14 protein-coding genes are annotated in these 19,026 nt (G+C 71.4%); 4 read left to right on the forward strand and 10 right to left on the reverse strand.

Annotated elements, in window-relative coordinates; all coding sequences use genetic code 11:
- The first annotated feature begins 25 nt into the window (after positions 1–25).
- Entirely contained in the window at positions 26–2,341 is a 2,316-nt protein-coding gene (metE, locus tag BX285_RS30705) for a 5-methyltetrahydropteroyltriglutamate--homocysteine S-methyltransferase (protein WP_121178892.1), read from the forward strand.
- Between the two features lie 171 nt (positions 2,342–2,512).
- Here metE and BX285_RS30710 read toward each other — a convergent pair whose 3' ends face one another.
- The 10 genes from BX285_RS30710 to BX285_RS30755 all read right to left on the reverse strand — a co-directional run bounded on the left by BX285_RS30710 (position 2,513) and on the right by BX285_RS30755 (position 15,039).
- On the reverse strand, positions 2,513–3,340 hold the full coding sequence (locus BX285_RS30710) for a PHB depolymerase family esterase (protein ID WP_259470852.1): 828 nt from the start codon (positions 3,338–3,340) through the stop codon (positions 2,513–2,515).
- A 713-nt stretch (positions 3,341–4,053) separates the two neighbouring features.
- Complete coding sequence (locus BX285_RS30715; RefSeq protein ID WP_121178894.1) at positions 4,054–5,721, reverse strand: hypothetical protein; 1,668 nt, start codon at positions 5,719–5,721, stop codon at positions 4,054–4,056.
- A gap of 585 nt (positions 5,722–6,306) precedes the next feature.
- On the reverse strand, positions 6,307–8,784 hold the full coding sequence (locus BX285_RS30720) for an RICIN domain-containing protein (RefSeq protein ID WP_259470853.1): 2,478 nt from the start codon (positions 8,782–8,784) through the stop codon (positions 6,307–6,309).
- 233 nt (positions 8,785–9,017) lie between these two features.
- The gene (locus BX285_RS30725) at positions 9,018–9,902 is read right to left on the reverse strand and encodes an SMP-30/gluconolactonase/LRE family protein (RefSeq protein ID WP_121178895.1); all 885 of its coding nucleotides are present in this window, start codon (positions 9,900–9,902) and stop codon (positions 9,018–9,020) included.
- 18 nt (positions 9,903–9,920) lie between these two features.
- Positions 9,921–10,886, reverse strand: a complete 966-nt coding sequence (locus tag BX285_RS30730) for a sugar kinase (protein WP_121178896.1) — start codon at positions 10,884–10,886, stop codon at positions 9,921–9,923.
- Complete coding sequence (locus BX285_RS30735; protein ID WP_097234907.1) at positions 10,883–11,506, reverse strand: bifunctional 4-hydroxy-2-oxoglutarate aldolase/2-dehydro-3-deoxy-phosphogluconate aldolase; 624 nt, start codon at positions 11,504–11,506, stop codon at positions 10,883–10,885. The genes BX285_RS30730 and BX285_RS30735 overlap by 4 nt, the downstream gene beginning before the upstream one ends.
- Before the next feature lie 18 nt (positions 11,507–11,524).
- Positions 11,525–12,358, reverse strand: a complete 834-nt coding sequence (locus BX285_RS30740; protein ID WP_097234906.1) for a hypothetical protein — start codon at positions 12,356–12,358, stop codon at positions 11,525–11,527.
- Entirely contained in the window at positions 12,352–13,497 is a 1,146-nt protein-coding gene (gene dgoD, locus BX285_RS30745) for a galactonate dehydratase (protein WP_121178897.1), read from the reverse strand. Before dgoD ends, BX285_RS30740 begins: the two co-directional genes overlap by 7 nt.
- The gene (locus tag BX285_RS30750) at positions 13,494–14,210 is read right to left on the reverse strand and encodes a FadR/GntR family transcriptional regulator (RefSeq protein ID WP_097234904.1); all 717 of its coding nucleotides are present in this window, start codon (positions 14,208–14,210) and stop codon (positions 13,494–13,496) included. The genes dgoD and BX285_RS30750 overlap by 4 nt, the downstream gene beginning before the upstream one ends.
- Before the next feature lie 61 nt (positions 14,211–14,271).
- Complete coding sequence (locus tag BX285_RS30755) at positions 14,272–15,039, reverse strand: SDR family NAD(P)-dependent oxidoreductase (RefSeq protein WP_121178898.1); 768 nt, start codon at positions 15,037–15,039, stop codon at positions 14,272–14,274.
- Between the two features lie 188 nt (positions 15,040–15,227).
- Between BX285_RS30755 and BX285_RS30760 the strand changes: the two genes are divergently transcribed.
- Genes BX285_RS30760 through BX285_RS30770 form a run of 3 tightly spaced genes read left to right on the forward strand, consistent with a single transcriptional unit; the run spans position 15,228 to position 18,915 of the window.
- A complete protein-coding gene (locus BX285_RS30760; protein ID WP_121178899.1) occupies positions 15,228–16,277 on the forward strand; it encodes a substrate-binding domain-containing protein in 1,050 nt (349 codons plus the stop codon).
- Between the two features lie 5 nt (positions 16,278–16,282).
- Positions 16,283–17,878, forward strand: a complete 1,596-nt coding sequence (locus tag BX285_RS30765) for a sugar ABC transporter ATP-binding protein (RefSeq protein WP_121178900.1) — start codon at positions 16,283–16,285, stop codon at positions 17,876–17,878.
- A complete protein-coding gene (locus tag BX285_RS30770) occupies positions 17,875–18,915 on the forward strand; it encodes an ABC transporter permease (RefSeq protein ID WP_121178901.1) in 1,041 nt (346 codons plus the stop codon). Before BX285_RS30765 ends, BX285_RS30770 begins: the two co-directional genes overlap by 4 nt.
- Positions 18,916–19,026: the final 111 nt, after the last annotated feature.

Here is a 19,026-nt window from a genome sequence, read left to right on the forward strand (position 1 = left end):
AGACAGACTCGCGAAGGAGAGTCCCTTGACCACGAAGTCCGCAGCCGCGGCAACCCTCGCCACCGCGTACGGCTACCCCCGCCAGGGCCGTAACCGGGAGCTCAAGAAGGCGATCGAGGGTTACTGGAAGGGCACGGTCACCGCCGGGGCATTGCTCGCCACCGCGGCCGACCTGCGCCGGACGAACTGGCGGCAGCTCGCCGACTCCGGCATCGAAGAGGTCCCGACCGGTGACTTCTCGCTCTACGACCACGTGCTGGACACCACCGTGGCCGTCGGCGCGATCCCGGCCCGCCACCGGGAGGCGGTCGAGGCCGACGCGCTCGCCGGGTACTTCGCGATGGCGCGCGGCACCCAGGACGTCGCGCCACTGGAGATGACCAAGTGGTTCGACACCAACTACCACTACCTGGTGCCCGAGTTGGGACCGGACACGGTCTTCGCCGCGAACCCGGCCAAGGCCGTCGCCGAGCTCAAGGAAGCCCACGCGCTCGGCCACGACGCCCGGCCGGTGTTGGTCGGCCCGGTCACCTACCTGCTGCTGGCCAAGCCCGCCCCTGGCGTCGCCGCCGACTTCCAGCCGATCACCCTGCTGGACCGGCTGCTGCCCGTCTACGCGCAGCTGCTGGCCGACCTGAAGGCGGCCGGGGCGGAGTGGGTCCAGCTGGACGAGCCCGCCCTCGTCCAGGACCGCACCCCTGCCGAACTGAACGCCGCCGCCCGCGCCTACCGCGACCTGGGGGCCCTCACCGAGCGCCCGAAGCTGCTCGTCGCGAGCTACTTCGACCGGCTCGGGGAGGCTCTGCCGGTCCTCGCCAAGGCGCCGGTCGAGGGGCTGGCCCTGGACTTCACCGGCCCGGCCGCCGGCAACGTCGACGACCTCGCGGCCGTCGGCGGCCTGCCCGGCAAGCGGCTGGTCGCCGGCGTGATCGACGGGCGCAACGTCTGGATCAACGACCTGGAGAAGTCGCTCGCCACCCTGGCGACCCTGCTCGGCCTCGCCGACCGGGTCGACGTGGCCCCGTCCTGCTCCCTCCTGCACGTGCCCATCGACTCCGCCGTCGAACGCGACGTCGACCCGCAGATCCTGCGCTGGCTCGCCTTCGCCAAGCAGAAGGCCGTCGAGACGGCGCTGCTCGCCCGCGGCCTGCGCGAGGGCACCGGCGCGATCACCGCCCAACTCGCCGCCAACCGCGCCGACCTGGCCTCCCGCGCCAACTCCCCGATCACCCGTGACCCGGCCGTCCGCGCCCGGGTCGCCGCCGTCACCGCGGCCGACGCCCGCCGCCCCCAGCCCTACCCCGTGCGGGCCGAGGCCCAGCGCGCCCGGCTCGGCCTGCCACTGCTGCCCACCACCACCATCGGCTCCTTCCCGCAGACCACCGAACTGCGCGTCGCCCGCGCCGACCTGACGGCGGGCCGGATCGATCCGGCTGCGTACCGGGAGCGGATGGAAGCCGAGGTCCGCGAGGTCATCGCCCACCAGGAGAAGGCCGGCCTGGACGTGCTCGTGCACGGCGAGCCCGAACGCAACGACATGGTCCAGTACTTCGCCGAACAGCTCACCGGATACCTCGCCACCCGGCACGGCTGGGTCCAGTCCTACGGCACCCGCTACGTGCGACCGCCGGTCCTCGCCGGCGACATCTCCCGCCCGCACCCGATGACCGTCGACTGGTTCCGCTACGCCCAGGACCTCACCGACCGCCCGGTCAAGGGCATGCTCACCGGACCGGTCACCATGCTCGCCTGGTCCTTCGTCCGCGACGACCAGCCGCTCGCCGACACCGCCCGCCAGGTCGCCCTCGCCCTGCGCGACGAGGTCACCGACCTGGAGGCCGCGGGCGCGGCCGTCGTCCAGGTCGACGAACCCGCCCTGCGCGAGACGCTGCCGCTGCGGGCCGCCGGCCGCCCGGCCTACCTCGACTGGGCCACCGGAGCCTTCCGCCTCGCCACCTCCGGGGTCCGGGCCGACACCCAGATCCACACCCACATGTGCTACGCCGAGTTCGGCGCGATCATGACCGCGATCGACGACCTCGACGCGGACGTCATCTCCCTGGAGGCGACCCGCTCCCACATGGAGGTCGCCGGTGAACTCGCCGCAGCCGGCTATCCGCGCGAGGTCGGCCCCGGGGTCTGGGACATCCACTCCCCGCGGGTGCCGAGCACCGAGGAGGTGGTCTCGCTGCTGCGGGCCGGGCTCGCAGCCATCCCGGCCGAGCGGCTCTGGGTCAACCCCGACTGCGGACTGAAGACCCGCGGCTGGCCGGAGACCCGCGCCTCACTGGACGGCCTGGTCGCCGCCGCCCGCCGCCTGCGGGAGGAACTCGCCGGCTGACGTGCCGGATCGAGACGCCGAGGGCGGGCACGGCGGAAGGGGCCGTGCCCGCCCTGGCGGCCCGACCTTTGCCGAGGGGCGCGACGTGGACATCGGGAAACCACTGCGCCCCGCCGGTGCCGGACCCTCCGTACCCGCTCACTCGCAGGCGACTTGTCACCGGCATTGGCCCTAGGGTGCCAGGCCCATGAACTTCAGGGCCAGCAGTGCCATGCCGGGTTTGGGCAGCTCGTGGCCGTACCCCTGGAAGCTGTTGGCCTCGATCGGTGGCCTCGTGCTTGCGTTGCCGTAGCGAGTCCTTGTCCAGATCGCCTGGGGCTGGTCGGTGAAGACCGGGGTTTGGCTGACATCGTGGACGTTGGTCCACTGTTTGATCTCTTCGCCGAGGTTGTGGTGGTCGAGGGCGTCGTCCTCGGTGCCGTGCCACAGCTGGATACGCGGCCGTGGCCCGCGGTAGCCGGGGTAGGCGGCGCGGACCAGGTCACCCCACTCCTGCGGGGTCTTGGAGATCTTGCCGGTGGAGCAGTCACTGTTCCAGCCGCGGAAGGTGCCGGTGTAGAAGCAGTGGTACGGCACGCCCATGAACGCCGACCCGGCTTTGAACACGTCCGGGTAGTCGGCGAGCATGACGTTGGTCAGCATCGCGCCGGAGGAGATGCCGGTCATGTAGACCCGGTGCGGGTTGGCGCCGCGGTTCGCGATCTCCCATCGCACCATCGACATCACGCCGGCCGGGTCGCTGGAGCCGTCGTGCTTCAGTGCGGCGTCCGACGCGACGTCCCAGCACTTGATGTCACCGGTGATCGAGGGGTAGACCACGATGAATCCGTACTGGTCTGCCAGTGACGCGAATTCGGTGCCGCTGAACATGTCGGGGCCGGATCCGGTGCACCAGTGCGCGGCCACGAGCACCGCCGGATGACGGGGCAGCTTGGCCGGGACGTACTCGTACATCTCGATGTTCGTGGGGTTGTAGCCGAAGTCGTCGACCCGGGTCAACGTCGCTGCGGACGCCGGTGATGCCAACGCCGGTGATGCTGACGCCGTGCTGCCCGCTAGGACGCCCAGGGCCATGACCGCCGCTGTGGCTGCCTTCCTCATCCATCCTCCCCTCCTGCCGACGCGTGTCGCACGCTCCAGGCCGGCCGCCGCGACCGCGGATCGACGTCGTTGTCTGCCCATGCTTCCTCCAGCGTGCGGATCGGGTTACTGGCGGCACTGTCGGCCGATGCCCGCTCGGTGTGGCCGGATCGGCGTCGGATCTCGCGGCGGAGGCATTGGCCCCCTGCGGTCGGCCTTTCCTCATTGCAGCGTCGAAGCGCTTGGACCAGTTGTGAGGCTAGCGAGGCACCTTCCCGTTCGACAAATATTTCGATGAATCAAATCTTCATTAGACAGGGGCTGTTGGCGGACTCAGGGCCGTATGCCAAGCAGACCAAGCGCTTGAATGCCGGAGATGGCCGACGAGGTCGATGACGGTGTCCGCGATAACGCCCGCGGCCCGGACGGCCGGGTCGCGGGCGGCGTGCAGGCCGAGGGCAAAGCTGGCCCGGTCGGGGTCGACGCCGGTATGGCCCAGTCGCCCGAGCCACTGTCTGCACGGCGTTCTCGGCGGCCGGACGCCCTACGAACGCCTCAAGCAGAAGACCGAGGCCCAGGTGTGGCCGAGCTCCGGCAAATGCACGCCTAGGGCAAGATCCGCCGGACGGGCACTAGTTCCCGGACCGCGGCGGCCATTCGTAAGGGGGCAGCCTGCGGTGCACGGGGCGTTCGTTCACCGTTTGCGATTCCTTGTACGAGGCGTATCGAATCCGTCCGAAGGAAACCTCGCCATCCCGGTGCACGTCCACCCCCTCGTTCGGGAAGGAGATCCATCCCGCTCCCTCCTGGGGCCCTGACACCCAGGGGGTGACCACGCTGCGGACGTTGGTCTCGCCGGCGACCACGGTGCCCCGCTTCTTCTCGGGGTCGGTGATCTTCACGCCCGTTTCGGTGAAGGCGATGCGGCTCTTCTTCCCGTCCGGCCCTTCTGCCCAGTGTGTGGTCACGCTGTTCAGGTCGGCCCGGTCGGCCCAGACGGTTCCCCAGGCCTTTCCCTGACCGTGGAACACGTTCAGCCCGGACGGCGGGAACTCGATCCACCCGTCGCTGTCGCTGGGCCCCTGCACCCATGCGGTCTTCACGCCGTTGACGTCCGCCCGGTCGGCCCAGATGGTCCCCCGCCCCGGCTGCCCGTCCTTGTGTACGTCCACTCCGGACTGCGGGAAGTCGATCCAGCCGTCGGTGGAGTTGCGGCCGTGCACCGACTTGGTGTTCACGCGGTCCACCTCGGCCCTGTCGGCCGAGAGGGTGCCCAGCTGCGTCGAGCCGCCCTGATGGACGTTCAGGCCCGACCGCGGGAAGTCGATCCAGCCGTCGCCGGCGGTGCGGCCGTGCACAGCCCTGGTGTTCACGCGGTCCACGTCGACCCTGTCGGCCGTGACGGTTCCCAGCGCGCCGGCCCCGTTGTGGATCTCCATCCCGGCCGCGGAGAAGGTGGCACGGCTCTTGCCCGGCGCCTGCTCGACCCACGGAGTGCGCGTCCCGCTGTCGAACTCGGGGACGAGTGCGTGGACCGTGGTGGTGAGGAAGTACCCCTGGTACTGCTGCGTGGCGGTGGTCGTCCCGGCGATGAGCGTGTAGGTGGTGCCTCGCCTGGGCGCGGAGGGGGGTGACCAGGAGTAGGGCTGCTGGGTCACCCGCGGCCCCTGGACCGCCGACTGGACGAGCACCTCGTTCCCCTGCGGATCGCGGATCCAGTAGTCGAGGTTGTCCGGCCCCTCCCACGCCAGCACGAGGTTCTGGCCGGCGTCCACGTCCACCAGGGAGTTCTTCTCCGGGCGGAAGTTGCGGGGGATCTTCGGAGTCTGCTTCACCAGCCCGAGAGTGGTGAGGGAGTTCGCCCGCCGTACGGGGAGGTTGCTGTCGCCGCCGCCGGAGCGTTCGTAGATCTTCACGCGGACCAGCCCCGCCAGGTCGGAAACCGGTATGTTCTCCAGGCTCAGGACCAGCGACTCCTCCGGGGGCAGGGTCAGCCTGCCCCCGGAGGAGTCATGCGCCCGGAAGCGGCCGAGGACACTGTCCCAGTCGAAGATCGGCTCCGGTTCCCGGTTGACCGTGTAGTCCTTCTCGATGGTCGCGCTGATCGCGGTGGGGTTGCCCGTCAGGTCGTCGGGGCCGCTGCCGACCGGTATCTCCACGTCGATGAAATCCCACCGCACCTCGGACTGGTGGGTGTTGGAGACGATGACGTACACCGTTCCCGTGGACGGTGCCCCGGGCTGCGATGCTTGGAGCGAGGTCGGGTCGGTGAGGATGGCGTAGTTCAGCAAGGACGGCACGGTCAGGACTCCCTACGTCGGCGCTTCACGCGATGCGGGCAGAAGACGCGCAGTTGAGGCTCGGTGCTGGCAGGTGCTGGCAGGTGCTGGGTCAGTGCGGTGGCAGCGGTTCAAGCGGGCAGCCGACGGAGTCGGCGGTCGGCAAACGCCGCCGGTGACCGTCGGTACGGCTCTTTCGTCACTCGTCGCGGCTCGTCGGAGCCGGTGCAGGTGCCACAAGGGCTCGACACCGGCTCCCGCCGGCACCTCGGCAGACGCCCACGAGCTCCGCGTCGCACTGCTGCCCCTTCCGCCTGTACGAACTCCTCAAGCGGCATCTCGACCGGGCGTGTCATCTCCCGGGTCCGTGCTGCCACTCAGGGCAGCACCAACAGAATCGTCCCGGCGGGCGGTCCAGGAACCACGATTCTGCAGAACTGGCCCGAACAGGGCCCCCGGCGGCCAAAACCGAAGCCGGCCTGGAATCTCCCTGTGCCCTGGTCGGCGGCCTGGGGTCGGTGACGGTCTTCAGGGCTTCGTCGTAGGCCTCGGCGGCCAGTTTTCGGCCGAGTTACCGACGGAGAACCGGCCGCGGTCGGGCTGGGACTATTGAGAGGTCGTCCACTGCTGGTTCGTCTTGTCGGTGCCGCAGGCCCATTGCACGGCCAGGGCGCCGTCGTTGGTGGAGGCACCGGTCACATCGAGGCATTTGCCGCTGTTGACGGACACCAGCTGCACCGCGCTGGAGCCGGCCACCGGCTGGAGCAGCCACTGCTGGTTGGCCTTGTCGGTGCCGCAGGTCCACTGGAGCACCTGCGCGCCGTCGTTGGTGGAGGCACCGGTCACATCGAGGCATTTGCCGCTGTTGACGGACACCAGCTGCACCGCGCTGGAGCCGGCCACCGGCTGGAGCAGCCACTGCTGGTTGGCCTTGCCGCTGCCGCAGGTCCACTGGAGCACCTGCGCGCCGTCGGCGGTGGAGGCACCGGTCACATCGAGGCACTTGCCGCTGTTGACGTTGGTGACCGTGGTGGCGGTCGGGCCGGCGAGCGGAGTGACGGCGACGTTGGCGAAGTCGGCGTGCTGGAAGCCGCCAACGCCCAGGCCGATCTGGCCGGTCAGGTGGGTGCGGTCCATGACCGATGCGACCTGCACGTGGTCGATGGAGGCGGTGATCGAGTCGCCGGTCATCCCGAGCGTGAGGTTGTGCCAGGTCCCGGCGCCGGCACCGGGGTAGTGGCCAGTGCCAAGAACGATGTCGGTGCTGGAGCGGTCCTCGGTGAAGAGCGTCCAGGTGCCGGTGTCGTCGATCTTCAGATGGTAGGCGGACCGGTCGTGGTCGATGTGGTCGATGCGGCCGAGCAGTTCGGCGGAGCTGCCCGACTGTTCGAGGTCGACGTCCGTACTGGCCTGGTAGTTGTTCCACCTCGGGTCGCCCAGCAGGGTGGCCGGGGTGTAGTTCATGTCCGAGTGCCAGGGCAGCGGGGCCCGGGTGATGACTTGGCGCAGGCACGTCGGGGTGCCCGCCCCGGCCGGGCAGGGCGCGGCCTCGAACGCACCGGCCCAGTCGTGGAAGTACTTCGCGGTCGCGCCGCTCTGGTAGCCGCTCAGGTCGGCCTGGTAGGGCAGCGCGAAGGTCTGCCCGGCGGGCGCGGTGGCGGTGCCCTTGCCCTGGCCGGTGGTGGTGGTCAGGCTGTACAGGTGGCCCGGCTGCAGGGTCAGCGAGTACGAGCCGGCGCGCGGGGTGACGTCCTGGGTGTGGACGAACCACTGGGCCGGGTCGGTGCTGTTCATGTCGGTGGCCCAGACGTGCACCGTACCGTTCGAAAGGCCCCCGGCGACCTTGACGTTGACGGTGGTCGCGGTCGCGGCGTCGGTGGTCTCGATGACGGTGCTGTAGTCCTTACCGGACTTGAGGGTGACGTAGCTTCCGCTGTGCGGGTCGCCGTTGACGCCGGTGCCCGGCAGGTAGCCGGAGGCGCCGTCCAGGTACTTCCAGCCAGGCTTGGCGAACTGTGTGGTGTGGGCCATCACCCAGATGTCGCGGCCCACCCGGTAGTCGCCCGACCAGGGCTGGTCGGCCTGCAGCAGGCCGGCGTTCGACCACGGCACGTTCGACGGGTAGGAGGTGACCAGGTTCCACTTGAGGTCCGCGGTCACCTTTGCGTCGAGGTACTCGCGGTCGAGGTTGCGGGCCAGCGCGGACGGGTCCTGGGAACCGCTGTCGTTGTCGTCCTCGGAAACCCAGAGCGGCTTTCCCAGACCGGTCGCCGTGCTGCTTCCCGGGCAGTCGGTGTAGGCGGGGGTCGAGTGCCAGCACAGGCCGTGCACGCCGACCACGCCGACGGCTTTGGCGAACGCCGGATCGCTCGCCAGGTCGGCGGCCACCGACCAGTTGGCGTCGTCGTTGTCCGAGGCGACCAGCTTGGTGGCGGTGTGGCCGCTGCTGTCGAGGGAGCTCCGGAGCTTCTCGAACCAGGCCTTGTCGTAGCCGTTCTCGTTCCAGCCACCCAGGTAGCCGATGTTCAGCCCGTGGCTCTTCGCGCAGCCGAGCCAGGACTGGATGTAGGTGATGTTGTCCTCGGACCAGATGCCGCCGTTCAGCCAGCCCGGCGCGGCCCACTCCAGGCCGTAGAACGTGATGTCCGGGTTGCGGGCCTTGGCCTGCTCCATGATCCACCACTCGTAGCCGCGGTTGCAGTTGACCTCGGTGGGGGTGCGCATGTGGGAGGGCTCAGGGCCCTCGCTGGAGTTGGCGTCGCCGCCGATCTCCACCTTGAGCGTCTGTAGCGAGGCGCCGTAGCCGGGCTTGAACAGGTAGTCCAGTATCTGGCTGCGCTGCGGCTCGGGGTAGTCGACCAGCAGCCGCGAGGTGGCTCCGCCGCCGCTGATCGCCCCGAGGCCGTCGAAGGGCCGGCCGGTCGAGGTGCCGTCGATCGTGATGGTCTGTGCAGCCGCGAGCGCGGGCGCGGTGGCGGCGCTCGGGGCGGCCGGTGCCGGGGTGGCGGTGCTGGCGGTGGCGAGGCCCAGGGCCAGCGCCGCGAGCAGGGTTCCGGTTCGCGGTGCGATGGACGGTCTACGCACGATGGTCACTCCATGTCGGGGGTGGGGATCAGGTGTTGTGCGATGACGGCTGCGGACGGCGGGGCGGGCGGACGCGGTCGTCCGGTCCGTGACCGTCTGCTCGATGCCGAAGCGCTGTTCCTCAGCCGTTGCCGTTGCCCTTCCGAGGTCGGGCCGGGACCGACGCTGTCCGAGGTCGCGGTCGGGCGGTGCGACGCCGATGCCGCGGGCCCCGTCCTGCCGGTCGGCTGCGGCTACTCCTGCCGGTAGGCGTGGGCGGGCGGGGCAGCGGCGTCGACCGGTGCGCGGAGCACGGATCCGTCCGGGCCCCCCGGGTGGTCGAGGCCATGGCGGGCAGTGGTGATCAGCAGGTGGCCGCCGGTCGGGGTGAGGCAGACGGAAGTGGGTTGGCGGGCGGGCAGGCGCAAGGTCGTCAGGAGGGTGCCGTCGGGGTGGTAGCGGTGGACGGCGCCGTGTCCCCAGATCGCCACCCAGAGGCAGCCGTCGGTGTCCACGGTCATGCCGTCCGGGGAGCCGCCGGCCGCCGTGCGGGCGAACTCCGCGTGGTCGGTCGGGTTGCCGTCGGGGTCGAGGGCGTAGCGGTGGATGACGCCGGCCGCGCTGTCGGCGACGTAGAGGAGGTCGCCGGTGCTGTTGAAGGCGGGGCCGTTGACGATCGTCATGCCGTCGAGGACGCGGTGCACGGAGCCGTCGTGGTCGGTGCGGTAGAGCGATCCGGCACCCACGGTGCCGTCGTAGGGCATGCTGCCGGCCCAGAAGCGGCCCTGCGGGTCGCAGACGCCGTCGTTCATCCTGGTGGGGACGGGGGCGCCGTCCTCGGGGCGGGCGAGCCAGTCCGTACTGCCGTCGGGGCCGAGCAGCGCGATGCCCGTGCCGGCGGCGGCGATCCAGTGTCCGGGCCGGCCGCCGACCGGCGCGACGGCGCCGAGCGGGACGTCGAGGCGGGCGATCTCGCGCGGGGTTCGCGGCCCTGTGAGGTCGGGGACTTCGAGGAGGCGGCCGGCGAGGATGTCGACGTAGACGAGCCGTCCGTCGATCCAGCGGGCGCCTTCGGCGAGTTCGTGGGCGCCGACGGCCCAGACCTCGACCTGGCCGGGCGGGTTGCTTGAGAAGGACATCGGGACTCTCCAGGAGGGCTAGCGCAGGGTGGTGCCGGCGGGCTGGTCGAGGAGCGCGAGGTCGCGTCGGGTGGGCAGGCCCTCCCAGTCGCCGTGCGAGGTGACGGCGAAGGCGCCGGTGGTGGTGGCCCGGTGGAGGCGGCCTTCGACGTCGAGCCCGTCGAGCAGGCCGGAGAGGTAGCCAGCGACGAAGGCGTCGCCGGCGCCGACCACGTCGACGACGGGCACCCGGCGTGCGGGCATGCTGACGGCGCCCTGGGCGGTGCTGGCGCTGGCGCCGTCGCCGCCGCGGGTGATCACCACCTCTCCGCGCCCCTGGGCGAGGAGCGCGTCGATCGCGTCGCCCTCGGGCAGGTCCGGGTCCTCGGAGACCAGGTGCAGTTCGTCGGCGGAGGCGACCAGTACGTCGGCGAGCCGGGCCAGCGGGAGCAGGGCGGCGCGGGCCTCGGCCGGCGACCACAGGCGGGCGCGGTAGTTGACGTCGAGGCAGACGGTGATGCCGAGTTCGCCGGCCCTGGCAGCCGCCGCGTGGACGGCTTCGGCCGCCTCGGGGCTCAGCGCGGGGGTGATCCCGGTCAGGTGCAGGATGCGAACCCCGGGGTTCAGGGCTGGCAGGACGTCCGAGGACCGGAGGGCCGAGCCGGCCGATCCCGAGCGGTAGTAGGTGACGCTGACCAGATCGGCGATGCGGTCCTCGCGGGCCAGCAGACCCGTGGGCCGGCCTTCGGTGTCGAACCGAACGTGGCTGACGTCGACCTGCTCCGCGCGCAGTGTGCGCAGGACGAGCGCGCCGAACTCGTCGTCGCCGACCCGTCCGACCCAGCCGGTGCGGTGTCCGAGCCTGGCCAGCCCGATGGCGACGTTGGCCTCCGCACCCGCGACGGAGAGCCGCATCGGTGCGCCGAGCCTGACCGGGCCGGTGGCCCGTAGGGCGGCCATGGTCTCGCCGACGGTGACGACGTCGAGCGGTGGCGAGCTGGTCATGCCGCGATCTCCTCGGTCAGGGCGGTGCGCCAGCCAGCGGCGCGCGCACGAAGGGCGTTCAGGTCTCCGCCGCCGGCGGCGTCGCCGACCAGCGGTGAGCCGACGCCCACGGCGACCGCGCCGGCTGCGAGGTAGGTGCGCGCCAGGGCGGCGTCAACCCCGCCGACGGAGACGAACGGCACGCCGGGGAAGGGGTCGCGCAAGGCCTTCAGGTAGCCGGGGCCGCCCAGGGAAGCGGGGAAGAGCTTGACGGCGAGAGCGCCGTTCTCGGTCGCGGCGATCACCTCGCTGGGTGTCAGTGCGCCGATCAGCAAGGGCAGTTCCGAGGTCGTGCGGCGCAGGTCGTCGCCGAGGCCGGGAGTGACGAGGAAGCTCGCGCCGGCGTCGGCGGCGCGAGCGGCGTCCTCGCCGGTCAGCACGGTGCCGGCGCCGAGCGTGGCGTGCGGGCCGAGTTCGCGGCGGGCCTGCTCGATCACCCACAGGGCGTCGGGGGTGGTCAGCGACACCTCGGCGGCGGTGATGCCCTCTTCGGCGAGCACGAGCACGGTGCGCAGCGCCGCGTCGCGGTTGCTGCCGCGCACGATGGCCAGGGTCCGGTACGGCAGTTCGGTCAGGTGCATGGGGGTGGCCCTTGTCGGTCAGTCGGTGCGGGTGCCGGTCGCGGTGATGTCGAGGTGCCAGCGCAGTACCCCGCTGGGCGGCACTTGCGCGGCGTCTCCCGGGCCGGCCTCGGCGAGGTCGAAGACAGAGCCGAGCATCGGCTCGACTCCGATGCTGCGGTAGGGGGCCGACGCGGGGAAGCCGCGCAGGTTGCGCCAGAGGGCGACGGAGACCGGGACGTCGGCGTCGGCGTGCAGGGAGAAGGTGAGCGTGTCGGGGCCGTCGGTGACCGTCACGCCGGCGCAGTCGGTGAGGATCGCACCGACCGCGGTGCCGTCGTCGGGGCCGAGCCGGTCCAGGCGCAGGCCGTACGGGGCCGGCCACGGTCCGGTGACGTGGTGGGCGCCGTCCGGCCAGGGCTGGGCCAGCAGTTCGGCCGCCTCGGGGAAGAGCCGGGTCGGCGTGGCGTCGGGTGCGGCCAGCCGGGCCTCGGGGGTGACGTCGAGCAGGGCGTGTGCTGCCCACAGGAACCGGTAGCCCGGGTCGGCGTGCAGTTCGTAGCCGATGCGCAGCCCCGCCGGTCCGCTGTCGACGCGTCGGCTCAGGACGAAGTCGGGGCAGTGCAGGGTTTCTGCGTCGCCGTGGCGCTGCCAGGGCCGGGACCAGGCGTCGCCGTGGTCGGGGGTGCCGCGCACGGTCGGGATGCACTCTTCCAGGCCGCCGGCGTCGACGAAGGTGTCGCCGGGGCGGACGGTGGCGCGGGCCGGGTCGGGGCGGTGCCAGAGCCATTCGCGTTCGCCGGCTCGCAGTGAGGTCCACCGGCCGCCGTGGGTCGGGTCGGTGCGGATGGCGATGGGCAGGTCGCTCACCATTCCGCGAACGACCCGTCCGTGTGGTGCCAGACGGGGTTGCGCCAGCGGTGTCCGGTCTCGGCGGCGCGGCGCACGGCGGCCTCGTCGATCTCGATGCCCAGGCCGGGGCCCGTGGGTCGGACGGCGTGGCCGTCGGTGAAGCGGAACGGCTCGGGGTCGAGCAGGTAGTCCAGCAGGTCGTTGCCGCGGTTGTAGTGGATCCCGAGGCTCTGTTCCTGGATGAGGAAGTTCGGTATGGAGAAAGCGAGTTGGAGGCTGGCGGCGAGGGCGATCGGGCCGAGCGGGCAGTGCGGGGCCATCGTGACGTCGTGGACCTCGGCCAGGGCCGCGATGCGCCGGACCTCGGAAATGCCGCCGGCGTGCGAGGGGTCGGGCTGGGCGACGGCGATGCCGGTGGCGAGCACGTCACGGAAGTCCGAGCGGGAGTACAGCCGTTCGCCCACGGCCAGTGGAACGGATGTCGAGTCCACCAGCCGGCGCAGGTCGCGGGAGTGTTCGGGGAGGACGGGCTCCTCGACGAACAGCGGGTGCAGGGGCTCCAGCAGGGGCAGCACCCTCCGGGACATGGCGGTGGACATCCGGCCGTGGAAGTCGATCGCCACGTCGCGCTCGTCGCCGAGGACCTCGCGCACGGCGGCCACCCGGTCGATGACGGCCCGGGTCTGGGCGGGGGTGTCGATGGGGCGCAGCTGTGCGGACCCGTTCATCTTGACGGCGGTGAAGCCGGCGTCGACCTGGGCCTGGGCGAGTTCGGCGACGTGGGCCGGGCTGTCACCGCCGATCCAGGCGTACACCCGCACCCGGTCGCGGACGTGGCCGCCGAGCAGCTGGTGGACGGGGACGCCGTAGGTCTTGCCGGCGATGTCCCACAGGGCCTGGTCGATGCCGGCGACCGCGCTGGAGAGCACCGGGCCGCCCCGGTAGAAGCCGCCCTTGGTGAGGGTCTGCCAGTGGTGCTCGATGCGCAGCGGGTCCTGTCCGACGAGGTAGTCGGCGAGTTCGTGGACGGCGGCCTGGACGGTCTCGGCGCGGCCCTCCACGACGGGCTCGCCCCAGCCGGTGATCCCCTCGTCGGTGGCGATGCGCAGAAACAGCCAGCGCGGAGCGACGAGGAACGTCTCCAGTGATGTGATCTTCATCCGGTGTCTCCCCGGTCGGCGTCGACGGTCAGCTGGTGGAGGTCGGCGGCTGCCTGGGCGAGCAGTTCCTCGACGGCGCGGGCGGCTGCGTCGGCGTCCTGGGCGCGGACGGCGTCGAGGACGGCCCGGTGTGCAGGGACGGCGTCGGCGCTGTTGTCGGCGCTGTGCACGATGTGGTCGCGCACCCGCAGGCCGGCCTCGATCACGACCTCCATACGTGTGAGGAGTTCGTTGTGGGCGGCGGCCAGCAGCGCGCGGTGGAAGGCGAGGTCGGCCTCGACCGCGGCGTGGGCGTCACTGCCTGCGGCCGCCATCTGGTCGAGGGCGTCCTCCAGCGCGGCGAGGTCGGCCTCGTCGCGGCGTTCGGCGGCCAGCCGTGCCCCGGCCGGTTCGACGATGCCGCGGACCTCGCCGAGGTTGTCCAGGAAGGCCTCGTCGGGGATGCCCCGGCCCTGCCAGCGCAGGAGGTCGCTGTCCAGCAGGTTCCAGTCGGCGCGCGGTCGCACGAAGGTGCCGCGCTTCTGGCGGGAGTCGATCAGCCCCTTGGACGCCAGGACCCGTAGCGCCTCGCGCACGACGGTCTTGCTGACGCCGAGTTCCTGCTCGATGCGGTCGGGGTGGAGCGAGTCGCCCGGGGCGTAGGTGCCTCGGACGATCTGCTCGCCGATCACCTCGACGGCTTGCCTGTGCAGGCCTCGTACCGGGTTGTTCACGGCGGTCCCCCTTCCGTTGTTCTGCGCGGGCCGGTGGCCCGCGCGCCGATCGGGTGCGTGTTCAGGATGATGCCTTGACGACGGACCAGCCGCCGTCCACCACCAGGTTCGCCCCGGTGACGTAGGAGGCGTCCGAGGAGGCGAGGAAGGCCACCGCCGCCGCGACCTCGTCGGGCCGGCCGAAGCGCTTGGCCACCGTCTCGGCGACGCTGTCGGCCCGCCCGGCCTCGTCCACCCGGTCCCAGGCCGCGGTCATGATCGGCCCGGGCACCACGGTGTTGACCCGTACCTGCGGGCCGTACTCGACTGCGAGTTGACGGCCCATCGCGCACAGCGCGCCCTTGGCGGCGGCGTACGCGGGGTGGCCCGGCAGCCCGACCAGTGCGTGCACCGAGGAGGTGAGCACCACCGAGCCCTCGCTGTCCCGCAGGGTTCCGGCGAAGGCCCGCACCGCCAGCCAGGACGCCTTGAGGGTGACCGCGAGCTGGGTGTCCCACTCGATCTCGGTCAGTTCGTGAGCGGGCTTGACCACCACCGCGTAGGCGTTGCTGTGCAGCACGTCCAGCCGCCCGTAGCGGCTGCGCACGTGCCCGGCCAGCTCGTCCCACACGGCCGCCGAGGTCACGTCGCCGTGCCGGTACTCGGCCTGGCCACCCTCGGCGGTGATGGCCTCGACCACGGCGCGGCCGGCCGAATCGGCGATGTCGACGGCGATGACGGCCGCACCCTCGGCGGCCAGTCGCCGCGCGGTGGCGGCGCCGATGCCGCTGGCGGCACCGGTGATCAGGGCGACATGGCCCTGGAATCTTCGACAGGTCTGCTCAGTCACGGCGCCACCGTAGCGCTTCTGATTAATTATGCAAATATCTTGACAGCCCTGGTCAGCCGGTCCCAGGATTCGAGCCCAGGACGACAGGCACGCAGGCAGCGCGAGGCGGAAGCCGCCGCAGCTCCCGGATCACACACCCGTAACGCCGGTCGGCTTCCTGAACACCCCCACCCTGGTAGGAGCTCGAAATGATCACTGCGCGCACCCGTGGTGCGGCCGCCGTCCTGGGCGCGGCTGTCGTCCTTGGTCTGACGGCCTGTTCGACAGGTCAGACCTCGTCGGGCGGCGCCGGGCCGGCCCCGGTCGCTCCGGTCACCGGGAAGGTCTCCCTCACCTACCTGCAGAAGCAGGGCGACCAGCAGTACTTCATCGACGAGGCCAACGGTGCCAAGGCCAAGGCCGCCGAACTCGGCATCGACCTGAAGGTGGTCAACCTGGGCAACGACGCGAACAAGACGGTCAGCGAGGTCCAGTCCGCGATCGCGCAGAAGACCAACGGCCTGATCGTCGTGGTTCCCGACCCCGCGGTGGGTCCGCAGGTGGTGCAGACCGCGCGGGACGCCAAGGTGGCCCTGCTCACCTCCGACGACCAGGTCTGCACCAACAGCCCCACCCCGGCCAACTGCGACAAGGCCAACCTCGTCCCGCGGATCGGCTTCTCCGGCCGGCAGATGGGCGCCGAGGTCGGCAAGCGCGCCGCCGAGGACTTCAAGAAGGCCGGCTGGAACGCCGCCGACACCCGCGTCATCTCCGCCTCGAAGCAGGACGTCACCGTCTGCGGCGACCGCGTGAAGGCAGCCAAGGAAGCCTTCGGCAGCGGCGCCGGCGCGAGCGTGCAGACCATCGACGTGGCCACCGACAACACCCCGACCGGTGCGCAGGACAAGGTCGCGGCGACCATCACCGCCAACCCGGGCGTCAAGCACTGGGTGGTCTGGGGCTGCAACGACGAGAACGTGCAGGGCGGCGTGACGGCCCTGCAGAACGCGGGCGTCGGCCCCGACAGCATCATCGGCGTCGGCCTGGGCGCCTACCTCGCCTGCAAGGACTGGGGCCCGGGAACGCCCTCGGGCATGAAGGCCTCGCTGTTCATCAACGGCAGCGACATCGGCGCCCTCGCCGTGCAGACCATGTACGACAACCTCAAGAACGCCAAGCCGATGCCGGCCGAGGCGTTCGCCCCGACCACGATGGTCGACGCCTCCACCTGGCAGTCCGCCGGCGTGAAGTGCAGCTGAGCCGGATGAACATCCCCAGCACCGCAACGGCCGGGCCCGGGCTGGCGGCCGAATCGATCACCAAGCGGTTCGGCCCCGTCCAGGCTCTGCGAGACGTCACCCTGCACTTCCCACCCGGCCAGGTGACCGCCCTCATGGGCGAGAACGGCGCCGGGAAGTCCACCCTTCTGCGCATCCTCACCGGCGACCACCAGCCCACCGCGGGCCGGATCAGGCTGGACGGTCAGGTCCTCGACCTCGACTCGCCGACCGACGCGCGGCGCGCCGGCATCCGGATCATCCCGCAGGAACCGGAGATCATCCCGCACGTCTCCGTCGCCGAGAACGTCTACGCCGGCTCCCTGCCGCGACGCCCGGGCCGACGGCTCGACCGGGCCGAACTGCGCCGCCGGATCACCGCCGACCTCGAACGCCTCGGCTTCGACAAGGTCCTCGATCCCGACCTGCTCGGCTCCGAACTCACGGCAGCACAAAGGCAGTTGGTCGAGATCATGCGGGCCCTGACCGGCGACACCGCGCCACGGGCCATCGCCTTCGACGAGCCCACCTCCTCGCTCTCCGACCACGAGGTCGACGCCCTGTTCGCCCTCATCGGCCGACTGCGCGACGCGGGCATCGCCGTCATCTACGTCTCCCACCGCATGAAGGAGATCTTCCGGCTCGCCGACCGGATCGCCGTCCTGCGCGACGGCACCGTCGCAGGCACCGTCGACGCCAGGGCCACCAGCGAGGGCGAACTCGTGCGCCTCATGGTCGGCCGTGACCTGTCCAGCCTCTTCGCGCGCCGGCACGTGGCCGGTGACCGCGTGGTGCTGGAGGTCGACGGCCTCAGCACCGACGACGTGCACGACATCAGTCTCCAGGTCCGAGCCGGCGAGGTGGTCGCCCTGGCCGGCCTCATCGGCGCCGGCCGCTCCGAACTCGCCCTCGCCCTGGCCGGCGACACCCCCCTACGATCCGGAACCGTCCGGATCCACGGCGACCGCATCCGCCTGCGCGGCCCGGCCGACGCGATCCGCGCCGGGATCGGCCTCGCTCCGGAGGAGCGCAAGGCCCAGGCCCTGTTCCTCCAGCGCACCATCCGCGACAACACCTCGCTCGTCAGCCTCGGCAGGCTGCGCCGTTGGCGGTTCGTCAACCGGAATCAGGAGAAGGCGCTCGCCCAGGAGTACGCGGACCGCCTGCGGGTGCGTGCCCCCTCCATCGAGGCGGAGGTCCGCACCCTGTCCGGTGGCAACCAGCAGAAGGTCGTCCTGGCCCGCTGGCTCGCCCGCCGGCCCGAGCTGCTGATCCTCGACGAACCCACCCGCGGCGTGGACATCGGCGCCAAGGCCGAGATCTACCAGATCATCGCCGACCTCGCCCGCGAGGGCACCGCGATCCTGGTGATCTCCTCCGAACTCCCCGAGGTCCTCGGCCTGGCCGACCGCATCCTCGTCATGCAGAACGGCCGCATCACCGGCCGGCTCGACCACACCGAGGCCACCGAAGAGGCCATCCTCGCCCTCGCCATGGCCGACGACCTCACCCCCGACCTTCCGCACGAGACCGCCACGGCACCTCGCACCGGAACCGACCCGGCCCCCGGAGGCACCCGATGACGACTGCCCTCTCCGTCGACCGAGAGCCCGATCAGAGCGGCGGCCGGCCGGCGCCTGCCGCCGACGCCCGCAACTGGCTGGCCCGGACGGGCGGTCAGAACCTCGGCCTGATCGGCGCCATGGCCCTGGTGCTCGCCGTGTTCGGGTGGCTCAACCCCAACTACCTGAGCTGGAACAACATCCAGGTCATCGCCGAGGCCGCCACCATCTCCGGCCTGCTCGCGGTCGTCCAGACCGTCGTGATCATCTGCGGCGGCCTCGACATCTCGGTCGGCTCCCAGGCCGGCCTGGCCTCCGTCACCAGTGCCATGGTCTTCACCTCCACCGGCTCCAACTCCCTCCTCGGGATCGGCGCCGCCGTCGCCATCGGCGCCGGGATCGGCATCTTCAACGGTGTCGTCATCATCCACGGCCGGGTCAACCCGACCATCGCCACCCTCGCCGGCCTCGCCGCCTACAAGGGCGTCGCCCAGCTCATCTCCAACGGCTCCGCGCAGGGCTACGTGCTCAACGACAGCCTGTTCGTCTTCCTGAGCCGGGGCAAGATCGCGGGCCTGCCGGTCATGGTCTGGCTGCTGCTGCTCGTCGCGGCCGCCGTGCACGTCCTGCTCAGGTACACCGACATCGGCCGCAACATCTACGCCCTCGGCGGCAACGACACCGCCGCCCGCCTGGCCGGCATCAACCTCAACAAGTACCTGATCGCCGTCTATGCACTCAGCGGCATGGTCGCCGCCCTCGCCGGCGTCCTGCTCACCGCCCGCACCGGCTCCGGCCAGCCCGTCTCCGGCAGCGAAGGCCTCGAACTCCAGGCCATCACCGCCGCCGCCCTCGGCGGCTGCGCCCTCAAGGGCGGCAAGGGTGGCGTCGGCGGCACCCTGCTGGCGGTCGCCCTGCTGGGAGCCCTCCAGAACGGCCTCACCGTGCAGGGCATCAACGCCTTCTGGCAGAACGTCGCCCAGGGCGCCCTGCTGGTCGCCGCCGTCGTGATCCAGCAGCGCCGCGCCCGCGAACGCGCCGTCGGCCTGCCCGCTTAGGGCCTGTCCGCGCCCCGAGGCCCCCGAAGCGGCCCGCCCTTCGTGCGAAGGGCGGGCCCACAGCACACCGCTCACCTCCCCCCGCCCCGCGTGATCTCCCCACCTAGGAGC

Source organism: Streptomyces sp. 1114.5 (genome assembly GCF_003635085.1).
Lineage (GTDB): Bacteria > Actinomycetota > Actinomycetes > Streptomycetales > Streptomycetaceae > Kitasatospora.